Origin of the sequence: Methylobacterium mesophilicum, assembly GCF_022179445.1 — a bacterium.
In the GTDB taxonomy this organism is placed as follows: domain Bacteria; phylum Pseudomonadota; class Alphaproteobacteria; order Rhizobiales; family Beijerinckiaceae; genus Methylobacterium; species Methylobacterium mesophilicum.
This window is the reverse complement of the sequence record NZ_BPQU01000032.1, coordinates 1-16,436: the sequence shown is the minus strand read 5'-3', so window position 1 is coordinate 16,436 and position 16,436 is coordinate 1. Positions and strand designations below refer to the sequence as shown.

The following is a 16,436-nucleotide window of genomic DNA, read 5'->3' as shown; positions in this document are numbered from 1 at the left end:
TGCGATAGGACGGGGTGCGCGCGGTCGCCCGGCGGGCGGCCTTCAGCACGGGTGGGGATGCCATGGCAGGCAAGGACGAAGCGACATGGCGGGTCGGCGTCCTGTTCTCCCGCAGCGGGGTCAGCGGCGTCACCGAGACCGAGCACTTCCTCGGCACCGCCCTGGCGATCGAGGAGATCAACACGGCCGGCGGCGTGCTCGGGCGGCCGATCGAACCGATCTGCTACGATCCGGCCGGCGACAACGACGCCTATCGGTCCTATGCCCGCCGGATGCTCGCCGAGGACGGGGCCGAGGTGGTCTTCGGATGCTCGCTCTCGGCCAGCCGCAAGTCGGTGCTGTCCACCGTCGAGCGGCACAACGGCCTGCTCTGGTACCCGTCGATCTACGAGGGCTTCGAGTACTCGGAGAACATCATCTACACGGGCGCGACCCTCAACCAGAACGTCTTCGCGTTGGCGGACTACCTCCTGCAGGAGCATGGCCCCCGGATCTTCCTGATCGGGTCCGACTACATCTACCCGCGCGAGTCGAACCGGGTGATGCGCGACCTCGTGGAGGCCAAGGGCGGGACCATCGTCGGCGAACGCTACGCGCCCCTCGATGCCGACGATGCGGCCCATGCCGACATGGTCGCCGAGATCCGCCATGCGGCGCCGGACGCGGTGTTCTCCACCGTGGTCGGGCGCGGCGCCGAGCGGCTCTACCGGGCCTACGCGGCATCGGGGATCGACCGGAGGCGCTGCCCGATCGCCAGCCTGACCCTGGCGGAGGGACAGATCCGGGCGATCGGCCCGGACCTGTGCAGCAGCCACGTCCTGGCGGCCTCGTATTTCGCGGCGCTTGCGGGCGAGGAGAACCGACGCTTCGTCGCCGCCTTCCGGACCCGGTTCGGGTCCGAGCGCCCGACCAGCATGTGGTCTGAGACCGCCTACGCGCAGGTGCATCTCTTCGCCCGCGCGCTGGCGGAGGCCGGCACCCTCGATGCCGAGCGCCTCGGCGCCGCGGCCCTGCGGCAGCGCCTCGCGGCACCGGAAGGCGAACTCGCCTTCGATGGCGAGACGCGGCACGTCTGGCTCACCCCCGGCATCGGCGTCGCCCGCGCCGACGGGCAGTTCGATGTCGTCTGGCGGGCGCGCCGGCCGGTGCGGCCCGATCCGTACCTCGCCTGGTCCCGGTTCGAGACGAACTGCCTGGACGAGGGGATGGCCGCGTGACGGCGCCCGCCCGCAAGATCCTGGACGACCTGAGGCGCGCCCGCGCCCTGGTCATCCATCCCGCCGACGAGGAGGGCGCCGCGCTTCTGGAGCAGCTCCGGCGCCTCGGCTGCGCGGTCTCCCTCGCCTGGCCGCCGCCGGCCGCCCTGCCGCCGGACATCGACACGCTGTTCATCCAGCTCGACGACGCGCAGGTGATGCACCTCCTGCCGTCGATCGAGGAGATCGAGCCCGCCGTCATCGCCATCGTGGCCTACGAGAGCCCGACGTCGCTGAAGGCGATCGCCGACGTCAACGCGCACGGCGTGCTGAACAAGCCGCTGCACCCGCGCGGCGTGCTGACCCAGTTTGCCCTGGCCCGCTACCGGCGCGGCTACGAGGGTCGGTTGATCAGCAAGATCAACCGGCTGGAGGAGACCATGAAGGGCCGCCGCACCGTCGAGAAGGCGGTCCGGCTGCTGGTGGAGCTCAACCGGATCGACGAGGAGGCCGCCTACAAGATGCTCCGGGATCGTGCCACCGCGTCCCGCGTGCCGATGGCGAGCGTGGCCGAGAGCGTCGTCTCGGCCCACGAGGCGATGAGCGGCCTCGGTTTGCGCATCGCGTTGGCGGAAAAGACCTGAATGCAGCAGCCTGCCGCAAATATCACCTTGCGACCGGTCTTCAGGCGCGTATCGTAGTCTTATCGGGCAAGGTTGCCCCGCAGCAGCAGTGCTGCATGACATCTCGGCTTTGGAGCCTCTGGTCCGCGGATGACGTCCGCGCCCAGGGGCTTTTTGCGTTTTGGAGCCATCATGATCCAAGCGAGCGATCCCGCACGCCCGCCGTTACGGGTGTCCTGCATCCAGTTCGAACCGCACTTCGGTGCCGTCGCGGCCAATATCGCGCAGGCCTCGGATCTCATCCGCGCCGCCGCGGCGGGGGGCAGCGGGCTGATCGTCCTGCCCGAACTCGCCAGCACCGGCTACGTGTTCGAATCCGACGCGGAGGCGGCCTCCCTCGCCGAGCCGGTGCCGGACGGGCCGACGGCCCGGGCCTGGGCGGCGCTCGCGGCGGAACTCGGCGTCCACATCGTGGCCGGCATCGCCGAGCGCGCGGGCGGCGCCCTCTACAACGCCGCCGTGATCGTCGGGCCGCAGGGCTACATCGGCACCTACCGGAAGGCGCATCTCTGGGACCGGGAGAACGTGTTCTTCGCCAAGGGCGACCTCGGCTTCCCGGTCTTCGACACGGCGCTCGGCAAGATCGGGGTCGCGATCTGCTACGACGGCTGGTTCCCCGAAACCTTCCGGCAGCTCGCCCTCGGGGGCGCCGAGATCGTGTGCATCCCGACCAACTGGGTGCCGATGCCCGACCAGCCCGCGGGCGAGGCCGCCATGGCCAACACCCTGCACCGGGCCGCGGCCCACTCGAACGGCGTCTTCATCGCCTGCGCCGACCGGGTCGGCACCGAGCGCGGCCAGCCCTTCGAGGGGCAGAGCCTGATCATCGGCCCCAAGGGCTGGCCGCTGGCCGGCCCGGCGAGCCGCGACCGGACCGAGACCCTCTCGGCCGTGGTCGATCTCGACGAGGCCGGCCGCAAGGATCTGAACGGGTTCAATTCCCTCCTGCGTGACCGCCGGACCGACATCTACGGCTGACCCCGCCACCACCTCGTCTTTCCCAGGAGCCCATTCATGGTGACACGTTCTCTCATCGGCACGGCGGCGGCGCTCGTGCTCGCGACCTCGGCTGCGCAGGCCGCCGACGAAAAGCCCATCGTCATCGGCGTGCCGATCGGCCTGTCGGGGGCCAACAGCGTCGTCGCGCCCTCGGTGGTGCAGTCGGCCGAGCTTGCGGTCGAGGAAATCAACGCGAACGGCGGCGTGCTCGGCCGGAAGCTCGTCCTGGAGGTGGCCGACGACGCCTCCGGCGCGGCCGGCGCCCAGAAGGCCTTCGACGGCCTGATCTACCAGAAGAAGGTCGACGTCCTGATCTCCATGGAGACGAGCGCGGCCCGCAACGCAGGCCTGCCCGCCGTCACCAAGGGCCGCGTGCCGTACATCTACACCTCGTTCTACGAGGGGCATTCCTGCAACAAGAACATGTTCGTGGATGCCTGGGTGCCGGAGCAGCAGGTGCCGCCGGTGATCGACGCCTTCAAGGCCAAGGGCGCCAAGACCTACTTCCTCATCGGCAGCGACTACGCCTTCGGCCGCGGCATGCTCGGCTTCGCCAAGAGCTACGCCGAGAAGACCGGCGGCAAGGTGGTGGGCGAGGAATACCTGCCGATGGACGGCAGCGACTGGACCGCGATCATCTCCAAGCTGAAGGAGGCCAAGCCCGACGCGCTGATCACCTCGACCGCCGGCGGCGCGCCGAACGTCACGCTCACCAAGCAGCTGCGCGGCGCCGGCGTGTCGCTGCCCTTCGCCAACCTCGCGCTGGACGAGGGCACCGCCAAGAGCATGGGCGCCGACGCCGAGGGCGTCTACCTGTCGGCCTCCTACGTGACCGGGATCGACAGCCCGGAGAACAAGACCTTCCTGGCCGCCATGAAGAAGAAGTTCGGCGCCGAGCTGCGGACGCCCAACGATCTCTCGGTGCCGGAATACGAAGCGATCTACCTCTACAAGGCCGCCGTCGAGAAGGCGGGGGGGACCGAGACCGCGAAGGTGCTCGAGGCCCTGCCCACCGTGAGCGTGACCGGGCCGCGGGGCACGATCCGCATGAGCAAGCAGCACCACGCACCCCTGACCATGTATCTCGGCCAGATCCAGGCGGACGGATCGGTCAAGGTCGCGGGCACCTTCAAGGATGTCGATCCCGGCGAGCAGTGCCCGAAGCTGCCGTGACGTGATGCGCCTCTCCCTCCCTCCCGGGGGAGGGAGCGTCCGGGATCGGCCGTCGGGCCGATCCGCTTACGCCGCGCGAAGACGCCGGCTCATCCGGAAGCTGCGATGCTGCTCATCCTCGACATCCTGACCACCGCGGCGATCCTGTTCGTGGTCTCGATCGGCCTCCTCGCGATCTTCGGCGTCCTCAAGATCATCAATTTCGCCCACGGGGCGTGGCTGACGATCGGCGCCTACTGCGCCGTGGTGACGGCCAGGCTCGGGCTCAATCCCTGGGCGGCGCTGCCGCTGGCCTTCGTGGTCGGCGCGGGCCTCGGCGGCCTGGCGGAGCACTTCATCATCCGCCCCCTCTACCGCAGGCCGCTGGACGCGATCCTCGCCACCTGGGGGCTCGGGATCGTGCTCGGCCAGCTCATCACCCTGGCCTTCGGCCGCGACGTCCAGCTCACCCCGAACCTGTTCTCGGGCACCGTCGCGATCCTCGGCGTCGATTACTCCGCCTACCGGCTCGTGGCCCTCGGCATCGCCCTCGCGATCGGGATCCTGTTCGCCCTCACCATCGAGCGGACGCGGCTCGGCCTGTCGGCCCGGGCCGTGATCATGAACGAGACCCTGGCCCGCAGCCTCGGCATCGATACCGGGCGGGTGCGCCTGGTGGTGTTCATGATCGGCGCGGGCCTCGCGGCGCTGGCGGGCGTCCTGCTGACGCCGCTGACCAGCGTCGATCCCAACATGGGGGTGAGCTGGCTGATCGGCGCCTTCATGCTGGTGATGGTCGCCGACGCGTCCTTCCTGGCGCTCGCGGCGGCTTGCCTCGTCTTCGGAGCCGCGCAGGTCCTGATCAGCACCTTCGTCAGCCCGATCCTGGGCAGCATCGCCGTCGCGGTGCTCGCGGCCCTCGTCCTGCGCGTCAGCCCGAAAGGTTTCTCCCGTGCTTGACACGATCCCCGCCACGGAGCGCGCCGCCCTCTCCGGTCGACGCCTCGCCCGGACGGCGCCCCTCGTGGTCGCGGCGGTGGCGGCCTCGGCCCTCTGGATCGCGCCGGCGTTCCTCGACACCTTCGCGGTCAACGTGCTGACCCGCTCGATGATCTACGCGGTGCTCGCCGTCACGGTGGACCTGCTCTGGGGCTTTGCCGGCATCCTGACCTTCGGCCAGGCCGCCTTCTTCGGCGTCGGCGCCTACGCCGCCGCCATGATCCTGGGCGCCTACGGGGCGACCCCGCCCGGGATTGCGGCCGGCATCGCCACCGCGGTCGCGGCGCCGGCCCTGCTCGGCCTCGCGGTCGGGTGGCTGTCCTTCTATCACCGCTCGACGCCGCTCTACGCCTCGGTGATCTCGCTGGTCGTCCCGATCGTCGTGACGCAGCTCATCTACTCGGGCGGCGAGTGGACCGGCTCCAGCAGCGGCCTCGTCGGGTTCGACGTGCTGCCGTTCGAGAGCGAGGGCTATTTCCGCCTCGCGGCCCTGTTCCTGATCGCCGTCACGCTGGCGGCCTGGATCCTGGTGCGGTCGGATGCCGGGCGCGCCCTCGTGGCCTTGCGCGACAACGAGGCGCGCTGCGCCTATCTCGGCCTCAACCCCCGGCGCCTGCAGATCCTCCTGACCGCTTCGCTCGCCGCCGTGGCCGGGCTCGCAGGGTTCCTGTTCGCCAACGCGTCCGGCGTGGTCGCCCCCGAGAATGCCGGCTTCCTGTTCGGCACCGAACTGGTGATCTGGGTGGCGCTCGGCGGCCGCGGCACGCTGCTCGGCCCGGTCCTGGGCACGATCGCCATCGACTACCTCGCGGCCAACCTCTCCGGCGACCTGCCCTTCCTCTGGCAGCTCCTGCTGGGGACGGCCTTCGTGGCGATCATCATCCTGCTGCCGGGCGGGCTCGCCGACCTCGCCGGCCGGCTGTGGCGGGCGCTGCCGCTCGGCCGGACGAAGCCCGCCGCCCCCGCCCTGGTGGCGCGGGACGCCACCGCCGCCGCGACCGCGACGGATGCTCCGATCCTCAAGGTGGAATGCCTGGCCAAGGCCTATGGCAGCCTGACCGTGCTCGAAGGCATCGACCTGGAGATCCGGGCGGGCGAGCTCGTCAGCCTCGTGGGCCCCAACGGCGCCGGCAAGACCACGCTGATGCGCTGCCTCAGCGACGGCACCGAGCCGTTCACCGGCGCCATCGCCATCGGCGGCACGGCGATCGCCGGGCTGACGCCGAACCGGATCGTCGGGCTCGGGGTCGGCCGCAAGTTCCAGGTGGCGAGCGTGTTCGAGAGCCTGTCGGTGGCCGATTGCCTGCGGCTCGCGCGGGCCCCGCATGACGGCCTGAACCCGGTCGGCCGGGCCCCGACGCTGGGCCTGCCGCAGGCGGCCCTCGACGTGCTGCGGATGACCGGCCTCGACCGCCTGCTGACGCAGCCGGCGCGCCTCCTGTCCCATGGCCAGAAGCAGGCCCTGGAACTCGCCATGGTGGTGGCTCTGGAGCCGCGGCTGATCCTGCTCGACGAGCCCACCGCCGGCCTGACCAAGGCGGAGCGCACCACCATCGGGACCGTCCTCAAGGCGCTGACCGCCGGGCGCCGGATCGCCGCCGTCCTGGTCGAGCACGACCTCGACTTCGTGCGGGAGATCTCGTCCCGGATCGTGGTGCTGCACCAGGGCCGCCTGGTTCTCGACGGCACCGTGGACGCGGTCGTCGGCTCCGAGCTGGTCCGCACCATCTATTCGGGAGGCGCCCATGGTTGAGGCCGCGCAACGCACCGCGCCGTCGGGGGCCGCCCTCGACCTCGATGCCGTATCGAGCGGCTACGGCGCCGTCTCGATCGTGAAGGGCGTGTCCCTGGCGGTGGGAGCGGGCGAGATCGTCGCCCTCCTCGGCAAGAACGGCATGGGCAAGACCACGCTGCTCAAGACCATCCTGGGGATGGTGGCCCTGCGCGGCGGCAGGATCACCATCGCCGGACAGGGGCTCTCCGGGCTGTCCCCCGCCAAGCTCGTGGCGCTCGGCGTCGGCTACGCGCCGCAGGAGCAGCCGCTGTTCCAGGACCTGTCGATCCGGGACAACCTGCGCCTCGCGGTGCCGTCCGACCGGCACCTGCCGGAGGCGCTGGAGCGCCTGTTCGGCCATTTCCCGTTCCTGAAGGACCGTCTCGCCCAGCGCGCCGGCACGCTCTCCGGGGGCGAGCAGAAGATGCTGATCCTCGGCCGCGCCCTGATGCTGCGCCCGCGCCTCCTCCTGATCGACGAGATCTCCGAGGGCGTGCAGCCCTCGATGGTCGAGCGCCTGCGCGCCGTGCTCCTGGCGGAGCGGGCCTCGGGCCTGTCCATGCTGGTGGTGGAGCAGCACGTCGCCTTCGCGCTGGGCCTCGCCGACCGCTACGCGGTGCTCAAGCTCGGCGAGGTCGTCGACAGCGGCTCGGCCAAGGCCCCGGATGCGCAGGCCCGCGTCATCGACCACCTCGCGGTGTGAGGCATGATGGAACTCAACACCTTCTCCATCGCCGCCCGGTGTCCCCGGACCGGGCAGCTCGGCGTCGCGGTGGCGAGCGCCGTGCCGGCCGTGGGCGGCCTCTGCCCGTACATCCGGGCGGGGATCGGGGCCGTCACCACCCAATCCTGGGTGAACCCCTACCTCGCCCTGCGCATCCTCGACGGGCTCGCCGGGGGGCAGCGATCGGACGCGGCCCTCGCGTCCGCGCTCGAGACCGACGACAGGCCTGACCTGCGCCAGATCGGGCTGGTGGATGCGGGCGGCGCGGCCGCCGCCTGGACCGGTGCCGGCTGCACGGCGCAGGCCGGGCACCGCACCGGAGCCGGATACGCCGTGCAGGGCAACATGCTGGCCGCCCCCGGGGTGATCGACGCCATGGCCGAGGCCTTCGAGCGCAGCGCCGCCTGCGACCTCGACGAACGGCTGATGCGCGTCCTCGAAGCCGGCGAGGACGCGGGCGGCGATCGGCGCGGCAAGCAATCGGCGGCGCTGAAGATCGTCGCCCGCGAGGATTATCCGTGCCTCGACCTGCGCGTCGACGAGCATGCCGCCCCCGTCGCCGAGCTGCGCCGCGTCCTCGCCGTGGCCCGGCGGCAGCTCGTGCCCTTCGTGGCCGGGATGCCGCGGCGGGAGGGGCCGGCCGGCGCGTTGCCGGAGGATGTCGCCGCGATGCTCCTTCGGTCTCCCGGCGAGCGGCCCGGCGCGGCGGCCGCGGGCGCCCTCGACCCGCTGCACGACATCGTCGGCCTGCCCCCGGAGGCGGTCGCACGGGTCGCGCACCTGCATGCGCAGTTCGCGCCGGTCCTGGCCGAGATCCGCCTGCTGCGCGACCTCGACCTCGCGGCGGTCCATCCCCCGGTCGTCTTCGACCCGAGCCTGCCCTATCGCCGGGTGCCCCATGACTGACGCCATCTGGTCCCTGCCGATCACGGAACTCGCCCGGCGGATCGCGGCGCGGGAGCTGTCGAGCGTCGCGCTCGTCGGCGCTTACCTCGACCGGATCGGGCGCCTCGACGGCGACCTCCAGAGCTTCGTGTGCCTGTCGCTGGCCGCCCTCGACGCGGCCCGCGCGGCGGACGGGGAGATCGCCCGGACGGGGCCGCGGGGGCCGCTCCACGGCATCCCGATCGGCATCAAGGACAATTACACGACCGCCGACCTGCCGACCCGGGCGGGCACCTCGGTCGACGCCCTGACCTTCCCGCGGCAGGACAGCCATTGCGTCGCGAAGCTGCGGGCGGCCGGCGCCGTGATCCTCGGCAAGCTGCGCATGCACGAATTCGCCTGGGGCATGGTCACGCCGCCGACGCGCAACCCCTGGGACCTCGCGCGGGTGCCCGGCGGATCCAGCGGCGGCTCGGGGGCGGCGGTGGCAGCCCGGCTGTGTCCGGCGGCGCTCGGCTCGGATACGGGCGGCTCCATCCGGATCCCGGCGGCCCTCTGCGGCGTCGTGGGTCTCAAGCCGACCTATGGGCGGATCGGCCGCTCGGGGATCGTCCCGCATTCCTGGTCCCTCGACCATGCCGGGCCGCTGACCCTGACGGTGGCCGACGCGGCGCTCCTGCTCCAGGTCCTGGCCGGCCCCGATCCGGCCGACCCGGCCGCCGCCTCCGCCCCCGTGCCGGATTACACGGCCGGCCTCGACGCGCCGGTGCGCGGGTTGCGGGTGGCGGTGATCCGCAACCACTTCTTCGAGGCGGTCGATGCGGACGTCGCCGCGGCGGTCGAGGAGGCGATCCGCTTCTTCGCCGGGCAGGGCTGCACGGTCCGGGACGTCACGGTGCCCGCCCTGCGTTACGGGCTCGGCGCCATCTACGCCATCGAGCTGGCGTCCTCCACGGCCTATCACGACCGCAGCCTCGCTCAGGGCCACGTGGCCGGCTTCGCCGAGGACGTCCGCGACCTCGTCGAGATGGGCCGGCTCGTGACCGGTCCGGACTACCTGCGGGCCGAGCAGGCCCGGGGGCTGATCATGGCCGAGATGGCCGCCGCGCTGGACGACGCGGACGTGATCGTCACCCCCGCCTCGCCGCTGACCGCGTGGCGGACCGACGAGGCGACCGTCGCGCTCGCGGGCCGGCAGGAGAGCGTGCTGGCGGCGTCCTGGCGCCTCACCTACCCGTTCAATCTGACGGGGCTGCCCGCCATCGCGCTGCCCTGCGGCTTCGACCGGCGCGGCCTGCCGATCAGCCTGCAAATCGCCGCCCGGCCCTTCGCCGAGGACATGCTGCTCCGGTTCGCGAACCGATATGAGCGAGCGCACGATTGGCGGCATCGTGTCCCGCAGTTCGCGCGTGAGCCGTGACGGAAGCCTCCTGAAGCGCAGTGCATGCTCTGGCTTGCTTACGGTCACGATGCCGTGGTGGTTCGGAGGACATGTCCGGGGGGCACGCATGACCGTCCCGGCCGCGAGGCGGCGACGCTACGGCGGGCCCGCGCGAATTCTGCATCGTCACAGGTAACGCAGGCCGGGCCAGGATGCGCGGCGCTTCCGATCGGCCTCGGCCTCGCGGCCGGGCTGCCCGCCATACCGTCTGCCATCGCGTCGATCATCGGCAATGGGGCCGGCTGCACGTTGAGCGAGGACGACGTCCATCCGTGCGTGATCGCCGGGATCGATCTCGGTCTACCCCTGACGCTGATGGCGCCCATGGGCTGGGGCGTCATCGCGATGCTGCCCGTCATGGCGCTTACGCTGGTGGCGGGCGTGGTTTGGGGCGGCGTCCGCATCGGTCTGGCGTGGCGTCGGTCTGGCGTGGCGGCGTCGGCGGAGAACGCGACGCGCCGCCGACCGTCCGGCCCCGTAGGGTCGGTTGCCGGTCCTCGATTGTGACGCTTGCTGCCTGCATGGTACGCCCTGCGGAACGGCTGAGCGAAACCTCGACGGATACGGCTCCATGGGCGACCCGACCGACGCATCACCGTGCTCCGCGCCGGTTCCTGGCGGAGGGCTTCGGGCATGACCTCCATCTCGGGTCTGCCCGCCTTCCTGCTCTACCTCGTGACGGCCGGGGGACTGATCGGATTCTACCTTCTCGTCTATACGCTCGCCACCGCCCACAACGAGGTCGCGCTGATCCGGCGGGACGTGGCGGCGGCCGCGGTGGCGCTGGGCTTCAGCCTCGTCGGCTTCGCGTTGCCGCTCTCGGTGGCGATCTACAACGCACAGTCCATCCTCGATTGCATCGTCTGGGGCCTCGTCGCCCTCGTCGTGCAGATCCTGATCTACTGGCTCGTGCGCCTCGCGGTGCCCGATCTGTCGCGGCGCATCGAGGACGGGCGGATGGCCGCCGCGGTGCTCCTCGGCGCGGCGTCCTTCGCGGGCGGCCTCGTGAACGCCGCCTCGATGACCGCCTGAGATGGCGGACGCGCGCATGGCCGGGCCCGGAGAAGACCCTGCCGAGGGCCGCCGGCGCAAGCGCTCGGCCGCGATCTCCCTCGTCCTGGTCACCGGGGCCGGAGCGGCGGCGCTCGGACTGGGCTGGCTGGATCCCTCCCAGAAAGAGGAGGACGCCCTGGTGTACGACAGCCTGTCCGCCTGCATCGGCCAGGGTCTTCGCACGGAGGAGGCCTGCACGACCGATTACGCGGCGGCCCAGGCCGCCTATTCCGCGACGGCGCCGCGCTACGCCACCGCGGAGGCATGCCGGGCGCATCACGGTCCGGACGGGTGCGTGGCGGGAGAGACGCTCGCCCCGGACGCAGCCGGCGCCTTCGTGCCCCTGATGGCCGGCTACATGATCGGGCGCACGCTGGAACAAGGCCTGCCGGCCCAGCCGCTCTACCGGCACGCGGAGGAGAACCAGGGGGCCGGCGGAGGCAGTGGCGGCGGAGGCGGCTACTGCACCGGTTCGGGCGGCCGGGTCTACGCCGCTGCGGGCCGGCCGGCGACCCGCGTCGCGTCCAGCGTGGCGCGCGCGACGGCGTCCGCACCGCGGATGGTGTCCCGGGGCGGGTTCGGTGGGACCGGGCGGGCGATCGCTTCGGCCGGCAGCCGCTCGGGCGGGTTCGGAGGCGGCTGATGCGCCGCGTGCCCGTCCCGGAGCGTCCCGATTGGCGCGATCACGCGGCGCGGGCCGGCTTCACCGTCCACACCTTCGACGACGAACCCTACTGGGACGAGAGCGCCTACTACGCCTTCACCCTGGCCGAGATCGAGGACGACATCGAGGCGCCCACGCGGGAGCTGCATGCCCTGTGCCTCACCTTCGCCGACCGGGCCGTGTCGGACGGCGCGATCCTCGCCTCCCTGGCGATCCCCGAGCACGCCTGGGACGCCATCGCGGACAGTTTCCGGCGGCGCGACCCCTCCCTCTACGGCCGGATGGACTTCTGTTACGGCGGGGCCGGCACCGGACCGGCCAAGCTCCTCGAATACAACGCCGACACGCCGACCGCCCTCTACGAGAGCGCCGTGTTCCAGTGGCTCTGGCTGGAGGATAGTCTCGCGCGGGGACGCCTGCCGGCGGGGGCGGACCAGTTCAACGCGCTCCACGAGCGGCTGATCGCCCGCCTTGCCGCCATGGGGCTCCCCGGCGCCCTGGCGTTCACGTGCTATCCCGACGCGCCGGAGGACAGGGGCACGGTCGCCTACCTGCAAGATTGCGCCGTGCAGGCTGGGCTCGCGGCGCCGTTCGTGCCGCTCGAGGCGGTCGGCCTGTCCGAGGACGGGCGGTTCCTCGACGCCGCAGGCCGGCCGCTGGCCGCCCTGTTCAAGCTCTACCCCTGGGAATGGCTGCTCGCCGACGCGTTCGGCCCGGCAATCGGCGCTTCGCCCACCCGCTTCGTCGAACCGCCGTGGAAGGCCGTGCTCTCCAACAAGGGCCTCCTCGCCCATCTGTGGGCGATGGCGCCCGGCCACCCGAACCTCCTTCCGACCTACTTCGAGGACGATCCCGGCAAGGCGGCCCTGGGCACCTCCTTCGCGAAGAAACCGCTCGTCTCGCGTGAGGGCGCCAACATCCTGCTCGTGCGCGACGGCGTGCTCCTGGAGCGCGACGAGGGCCCCTATGGTCGCGAAGGCTTCGTGCGGCAGGCGCTGGCGGAACTCCCCGCCTTCGATGGCCGCCACGCGCTCGTCGGCAGTTGGATCGTCGGGGACGAGCCCTGCGGCCTCTGTATGCGCGAGGGGCTGGGCCGCATCACCACGGACCGGGCACGGTTCGTGCCGCATCTCATCGAAGGCTGAAGCGGGGCTCGTCAGCGCCCCGCGACCAGGGCGGAACCGTCAACCGCCCCGATTCCAGTCTTCCCATCCGTCGACGCCGCCGTGAACACGGCGCGGCCCCACTCGTGGTCCCGAGCGTGAGCCGAGCGGTCTCTCCTGGGGCGCGGCGGTCGCGCCGTATCGTGCGGATGACGTGCGGCAGCGCCCTGCCGAGGGCATGCTCCGCCTGCCGGCTGGGGTGCCACGCCGTGGCATCCCGGTCACACGGCGTAGGGAAACCGCGTCTGCACAACCGACGGAAGCACCCGGCGGCCCATGTCTTCCTTGCCGATGCAAGCAATAAACATGCCATTCTGAAATTCAGTCGGCACCGCGACCCGAGACATACCGAATAAATTCCGATCAATATTCTACATCAACACAATTATTGATTGATTTCGTTGCCGTTTTGAAAAGCAAAATTCCACTTGCACGCCGCGTTTTACGAGATTTAATCTTCACCTATTCGCATCGCTCGCCGCGTCAGATTGAGAAAAACGACGATCCACTGCGGAGAACGACGGCGTTGTTTCCATTTCTACGGGAAAACGGGCAGATAAGATGCGTAGACATGCGTACGTCGATTGCACTGCAGGAAGTGGATTTAATCGTCGGCGCTTGATCGCGACCGCGTTGTGCCGTTCGACCCTCGGTCTGGCGGCCTTGGGTGCCTCGGTCTCGCACCACGCCCTCGCCCAGAGCCTCGCCAGCACCGACCCCGCAACGTGGCGCACGCCGGAATACCAGGCGGATTGGGGCCTGGAAGCGATGCACGCCGCCGACGCCTACGCGGCCGGCTATACCGGCCTGGGCGTCACCGTCGGGGTGGTCGATTCCGGCGTCTACAGCGCCCACCCGGAATTCGCCGATGGTCGCATCAAGCCGCTGACCTTGACCGGCACGTTCGGTGCCGACGGGTTCTACTTCATGGATTGGTCTGGAAACCCGATCAATCGATCACCGCGACCCACCAGCTTCTCCGGCGGCCAGCCCTACAGCGTTCCGGGCGCGTACAATGCTGCCTACAACGATCCGCACGGAACGCATGTGACCGGCACGATCGGGGCCTCCCGAGACGGCGTCGGCATGCATGGCGTGGCGTTCAACGCCAACGTCTACGTTACCAACACGCAATCCACCGACGAGATGACGTACGGTGCCAACGCCGATTACGCCTACTTCAAGAACGCTTATGGCAGCTTGGCTGCGGCCGGGGCGCGGGCCATCAACACGTCGTGGGGAAATTCACCGCCCGCGGACAATTACAACAGCCTCTCTGGACTGCGAAATTCTTATGCAAATTTTCTAGGTAAGAAAACTTATTTTGAGGCCGTCAGTGAGGTGACCAAACAATACGATACCATATTGGTTTTTGCCGCCGGGAATAATGCCTCTGCAAACCCAGATATTCGGGCTGTACTGCCGTATTTTCAGCCCGAGCTGGAACGCAACTGGGTTGCGGTGGGGGCCGCTCGAAAAGGCAACAACGGTCGCTTCGACCCCGCCAGTGTCGCATTGGACTGGTACTCCGTCAGGGCGGGCGCATCCAAATATTGGTATGTCGCGGCGCCGGGCAGTGCGATTGTCAGCACCGTGCCGCCCTCGACGTCAACGGATGTCTGGCCTCCCGGACATTGGAACATCGATCCTGCGCGCCAGACCGGCTATGCATCGGTGATGGGCACCTCGATGGCGGCACCGCACGCCACGGGCGCGCTCGCGGTGATTATGCAGCGCTACCCGTACATGACCAACCAGCAGGCCCGCGACGTCCTGCTCACCACCGCCTATCACCGCAATGCCGTCGACGGCGTCGCCGACGCCAACCCCAACGCCCCGAACGCGATGTGGGGCTGGGGTGTGATCGACCTCAACAAGGCCATGAAAGGACCTGGCCAGTTCCTCGGCCCCGTCGCGGCCAACCTCCCGACCGGCACCAGCGACACGTGGTCCAACGACATCTCCGAGGACGCGCTGATCCAGCGCAAGCGGGAGAACGACGCCGAGGCTGCGGCTTGGCCGGCGCGCAAAGCCGCCCAGGATCCGAAGCTCACGCTTCCCGCCCTGCAGGCGTCCATGCCGGAGACCCTGTCCACCCTCGATGGTGTCGTCCGGGCGTTCCGCAGCGGCAGTCAGACCGCCATCCGCGACGCCCTCAAGGCGAACGACGCCAGCCCCGTCGGCAGCCGGGTCGTGGCCACCTTCGTCGACACGAACAGGATCGGCTGGGCCTGGCCACTCTCCGATCCGAACTTGGCCTGGGCGCGCGGCAACATCGGCAACCGCCTGGCGAAGTACCTCGCGGGCCTGACCGGCGCCGACTACACCAGGGTCGCCACCGGCATCGTCACCGAGTGGCAGACCGAGGTCCAGGTCGAGACCACCCGCATCGCGTCCTTCGCGTCGATCCCGACCCGGGGCAGCCTGATCAAGACCGGCGGCGGCACGCTCACGCTCACCGGCACCAACAGCTATTCCGGCGGCACCACCTTCGCCGGCGGTACTTTGTCCGTGTCGCGCGACGCCAGCCTCGGCGCGGCCTCCGCCCCGCTCAGCTTCGACGGCGGCGTCCTGCAGGTCACCGGGACCGGCTTCACCGCCACCGACCGGCCGATCGCCTGGGCCGCGGGCGGCGGCGGGCTCGACATCGCCGACCCGGCCAACACCTTCACCCTCACCCAGTCGCTCACCGGCACCGGCGGCCTGGCCAAGCTCGGCGCCGGAACCCTCGCGCTGTCGGGCACCAACACCTACGCGGGCGCCACCACCATCGCGGCCGGCACCCTGCTGGCCCGCGGCGGCCAGGCCATCGGCGACCGCAGCGCCGTGCTCGTCGGCGCCGGCGCCACCCTGGCGCTCGCCGACGGCGAGACCGTCGGCTCGCTCGCCGGACAGGGCCGCGTCGCGCTCGGATCCGCCCGCCTCACCGCCGGCGGCGACGGCTCCTCCACCACCTTCGCCGGGACCCTCGACGGCACCGGCGGCCTGACCAAGGCCGGGGCCGGCACGCTCACCCTCGCCGGCACCAATACCTACACCGGCGGCACCACCATCGCGGCCGGCACCCTCCAGGTCGGGGACGGCGGCACCGCGGGCAGCCTCGTCGGCGATGTCGCCAACGCCGGCACCCTGGCGTTCAACCGGGCCGACGTCGTCACCTTCGCCGGCACCGTCTCCGGAACGGGCTCCCTCGCCAAGCGCGGCATCGGCACCCTGACGCTCGCCGGCACCAACACCTACACCGGCGGCACCACCATCGCGGCCGGCACCCTCCAGGTCGGGGACGGCGGCACCGCGGGCAGCCTCGTCGGCGATGTCGCCAACGCCGGCACCCTGGCGTTCAACCGGGCCGACGCCGTCACCTTCGCCGGCACCGTCTCCGGCCCCGGCGGCCTGACCAAGCTCGGCGCCGGCACGCTCACGCTGACCGGAGCCCACGGCTTCACCGGCCCGACCACCGTCGCCGCCGGCGGGCTCGGCCTCACCGCCTCCGCCAGCCTGGTCTCGCCGGTGATCACCCTCGCCGGCACCACCCTGACCCATGCCGGGACGCTCGCCGGCGGCCTGACCAACGCCGGCATCACCCTCACCAGCGGCACCATCGCGGGCGGGATCACCAACACCGGCAGCCTCACCGCCACCGGGGGCGCCCTCGACGGCGCCATCCGCAACGCCGGGCAGGTCGCCGTCACCGGGGCGGTCT

Annotated in this window: 14 protein-coding genes; all 14 read left to right on the top strand. The window is 70.9% G+C overall.

What is annotated here, in order from left to right:
* Nucleotides 1-62: 62 nt before the first annotated feature.
* Nucleotides 63-1,217: a transporter substrate-binding domain-containing protein gene (locus tag MFF40_RS23305; protein WP_147898731.1), complete on the top strand. Its 1,155-nt coding sequence runs from the start codon at nt 63-65 to the stop codon at nt 1,215-1,217.
* Entirely contained in the window at nt 1,214-1,840 is a 627-nt protein-coding gene (locus MFF40_RS23300; protein ID WP_238262412.1) for an ANTAR domain-containing response regulator, read from the top strand. The genes MFF40_RS23305 and MFF40_RS23300 overlap by 4 nt, the downstream gene beginning before the upstream one ends.
* Nucleotides 1,841-2,011: 171 nt before the next feature.
* Nucleotides 2,012-2,857, top strand: a complete 846-nt coding sequence (locus MFF40_RS23295) for a nitrilase family protein (protein ID WP_238262410.1) — start codon at nt 2,012-2,014, stop codon at nt 2,855-2,857.
* 36 nt (nt 2,858-2,893) lie between these two features.
* Nucleotides 2,894-4,051: a substrate-binding protein gene (locus MFF40_RS23290; protein ID WP_238262408.1), complete on the top strand. Its 1,158-nt coding sequence runs from the start codon at nt 2,894-2,896 to the stop codon at nt 4,049-4,051.
* Nucleotides 4,052-4,156: 105 nt separating this feature from the next.
* Nucleotides 4,157-4,990, top strand: a complete 834-nt coding sequence (locus MFF40_RS23285) for a branched-chain amino acid ABC transporter permease (protein WP_147856281.1) — start codon at nt 4,157-4,159, stop codon at nt 4,988-4,990.
* The gene (locus tag MFF40_RS23280; protein ID WP_238262406.1) at nt 4,983-6,782 is read left to right on the top strand and encodes a branched-chain amino acid ABC transporter ATP-binding protein/permease; all 1,800 of its coding nucleotides are present in this window, start codon (nt 4,983-4,985) and stop codon (nt 6,780-6,782) included. The genes MFF40_RS23285 and MFF40_RS23280 overlap by 8 nt, the downstream gene beginning before the upstream one ends.
* Nucleotides 6,775-7,506, top strand: coding sequence for an ABC transporter ATP-binding protein (locus MFF40_RS23275; RefSeq protein WP_147857376.1), 732 nt, complete (start codon nt 6,775-6,777; stop codon nt 7,504-7,506). Before MFF40_RS23280 ends, MFF40_RS23275 begins: the two co-directional genes overlap by 8 nt.
* Before the next feature lie 3 nt (nt 7,507-7,509).
* Nucleotides 7,510-8,433 (top strand): DUF1028 domain-containing protein, encoded by a 924-nt coding sequence (locus MFF40_RS23270; RefSeq protein ID WP_238262404.1) that lies wholly within the window; start codon nt 7,510-7,512, stop codon nt 8,431-8,433.
* Entirely contained in the window at nt 8,426-9,832 is a 1,407-nt protein-coding gene (locus MFF40_RS23265; RefSeq protein WP_238262402.1) for an amidase, read from the top strand. The genes MFF40_RS23270 and MFF40_RS23265 overlap by 8 nt, the downstream gene beginning before the upstream one ends.
* Before the next feature lie 270 nt (nt 9,833-10,102).
* Nucleotides 10,103-10,360: a hypothetical protein gene (locus MFF40_RS23260; RefSeq protein WP_238262400.1), complete on the top strand. Its 258-nt coding sequence runs from the start codon at nt 10,103-10,105 to the stop codon at nt 10,358-10,360.
* 126 nt (nt 10,361-10,486) lie between these two features.
* The gene (locus MFF40_RS23255; RefSeq protein WP_147898726.1) at nt 10,487-10,885 is read left to right on the top strand and encodes a DUF350 domain-containing protein; all 399 of its coding nucleotides are present in this window, start codon (nt 10,487-10,489) and stop codon (nt 10,883-10,885) included.
* A 16-nt stretch (nt 10,886-10,901) separates the two neighbouring features.
* Nucleotides 10,902-11,549, top strand: coding sequence for a DUF1190 domain-containing protein (locus MFF40_RS23250; RefSeq protein ID WP_238262398.1), 648 nt, complete (start codon nt 10,902-10,904; stop codon nt 11,547-11,549).
* Nucleotides 11,549-12,715 (top strand): glutathionylspermidine synthase family protein, encoded by a 1,167-nt coding sequence (locus MFF40_RS23245; protein WP_238262396.1) that lies wholly within the window; start codon nt 11,549-11,551, stop codon nt 12,713-12,715. Before MFF40_RS23250 ends, MFF40_RS23245 begins: the two co-directional genes overlap by 1 nt.
* Before the next feature lie 651 nt (nt 12,716-13,366).
* The coding region (locus MFF40_RS28890; protein WP_283206118.1) for a S8 family peptidase at nt 13,367-16,436 on the top strand (3,070 nt) is incomplete at its 3' end.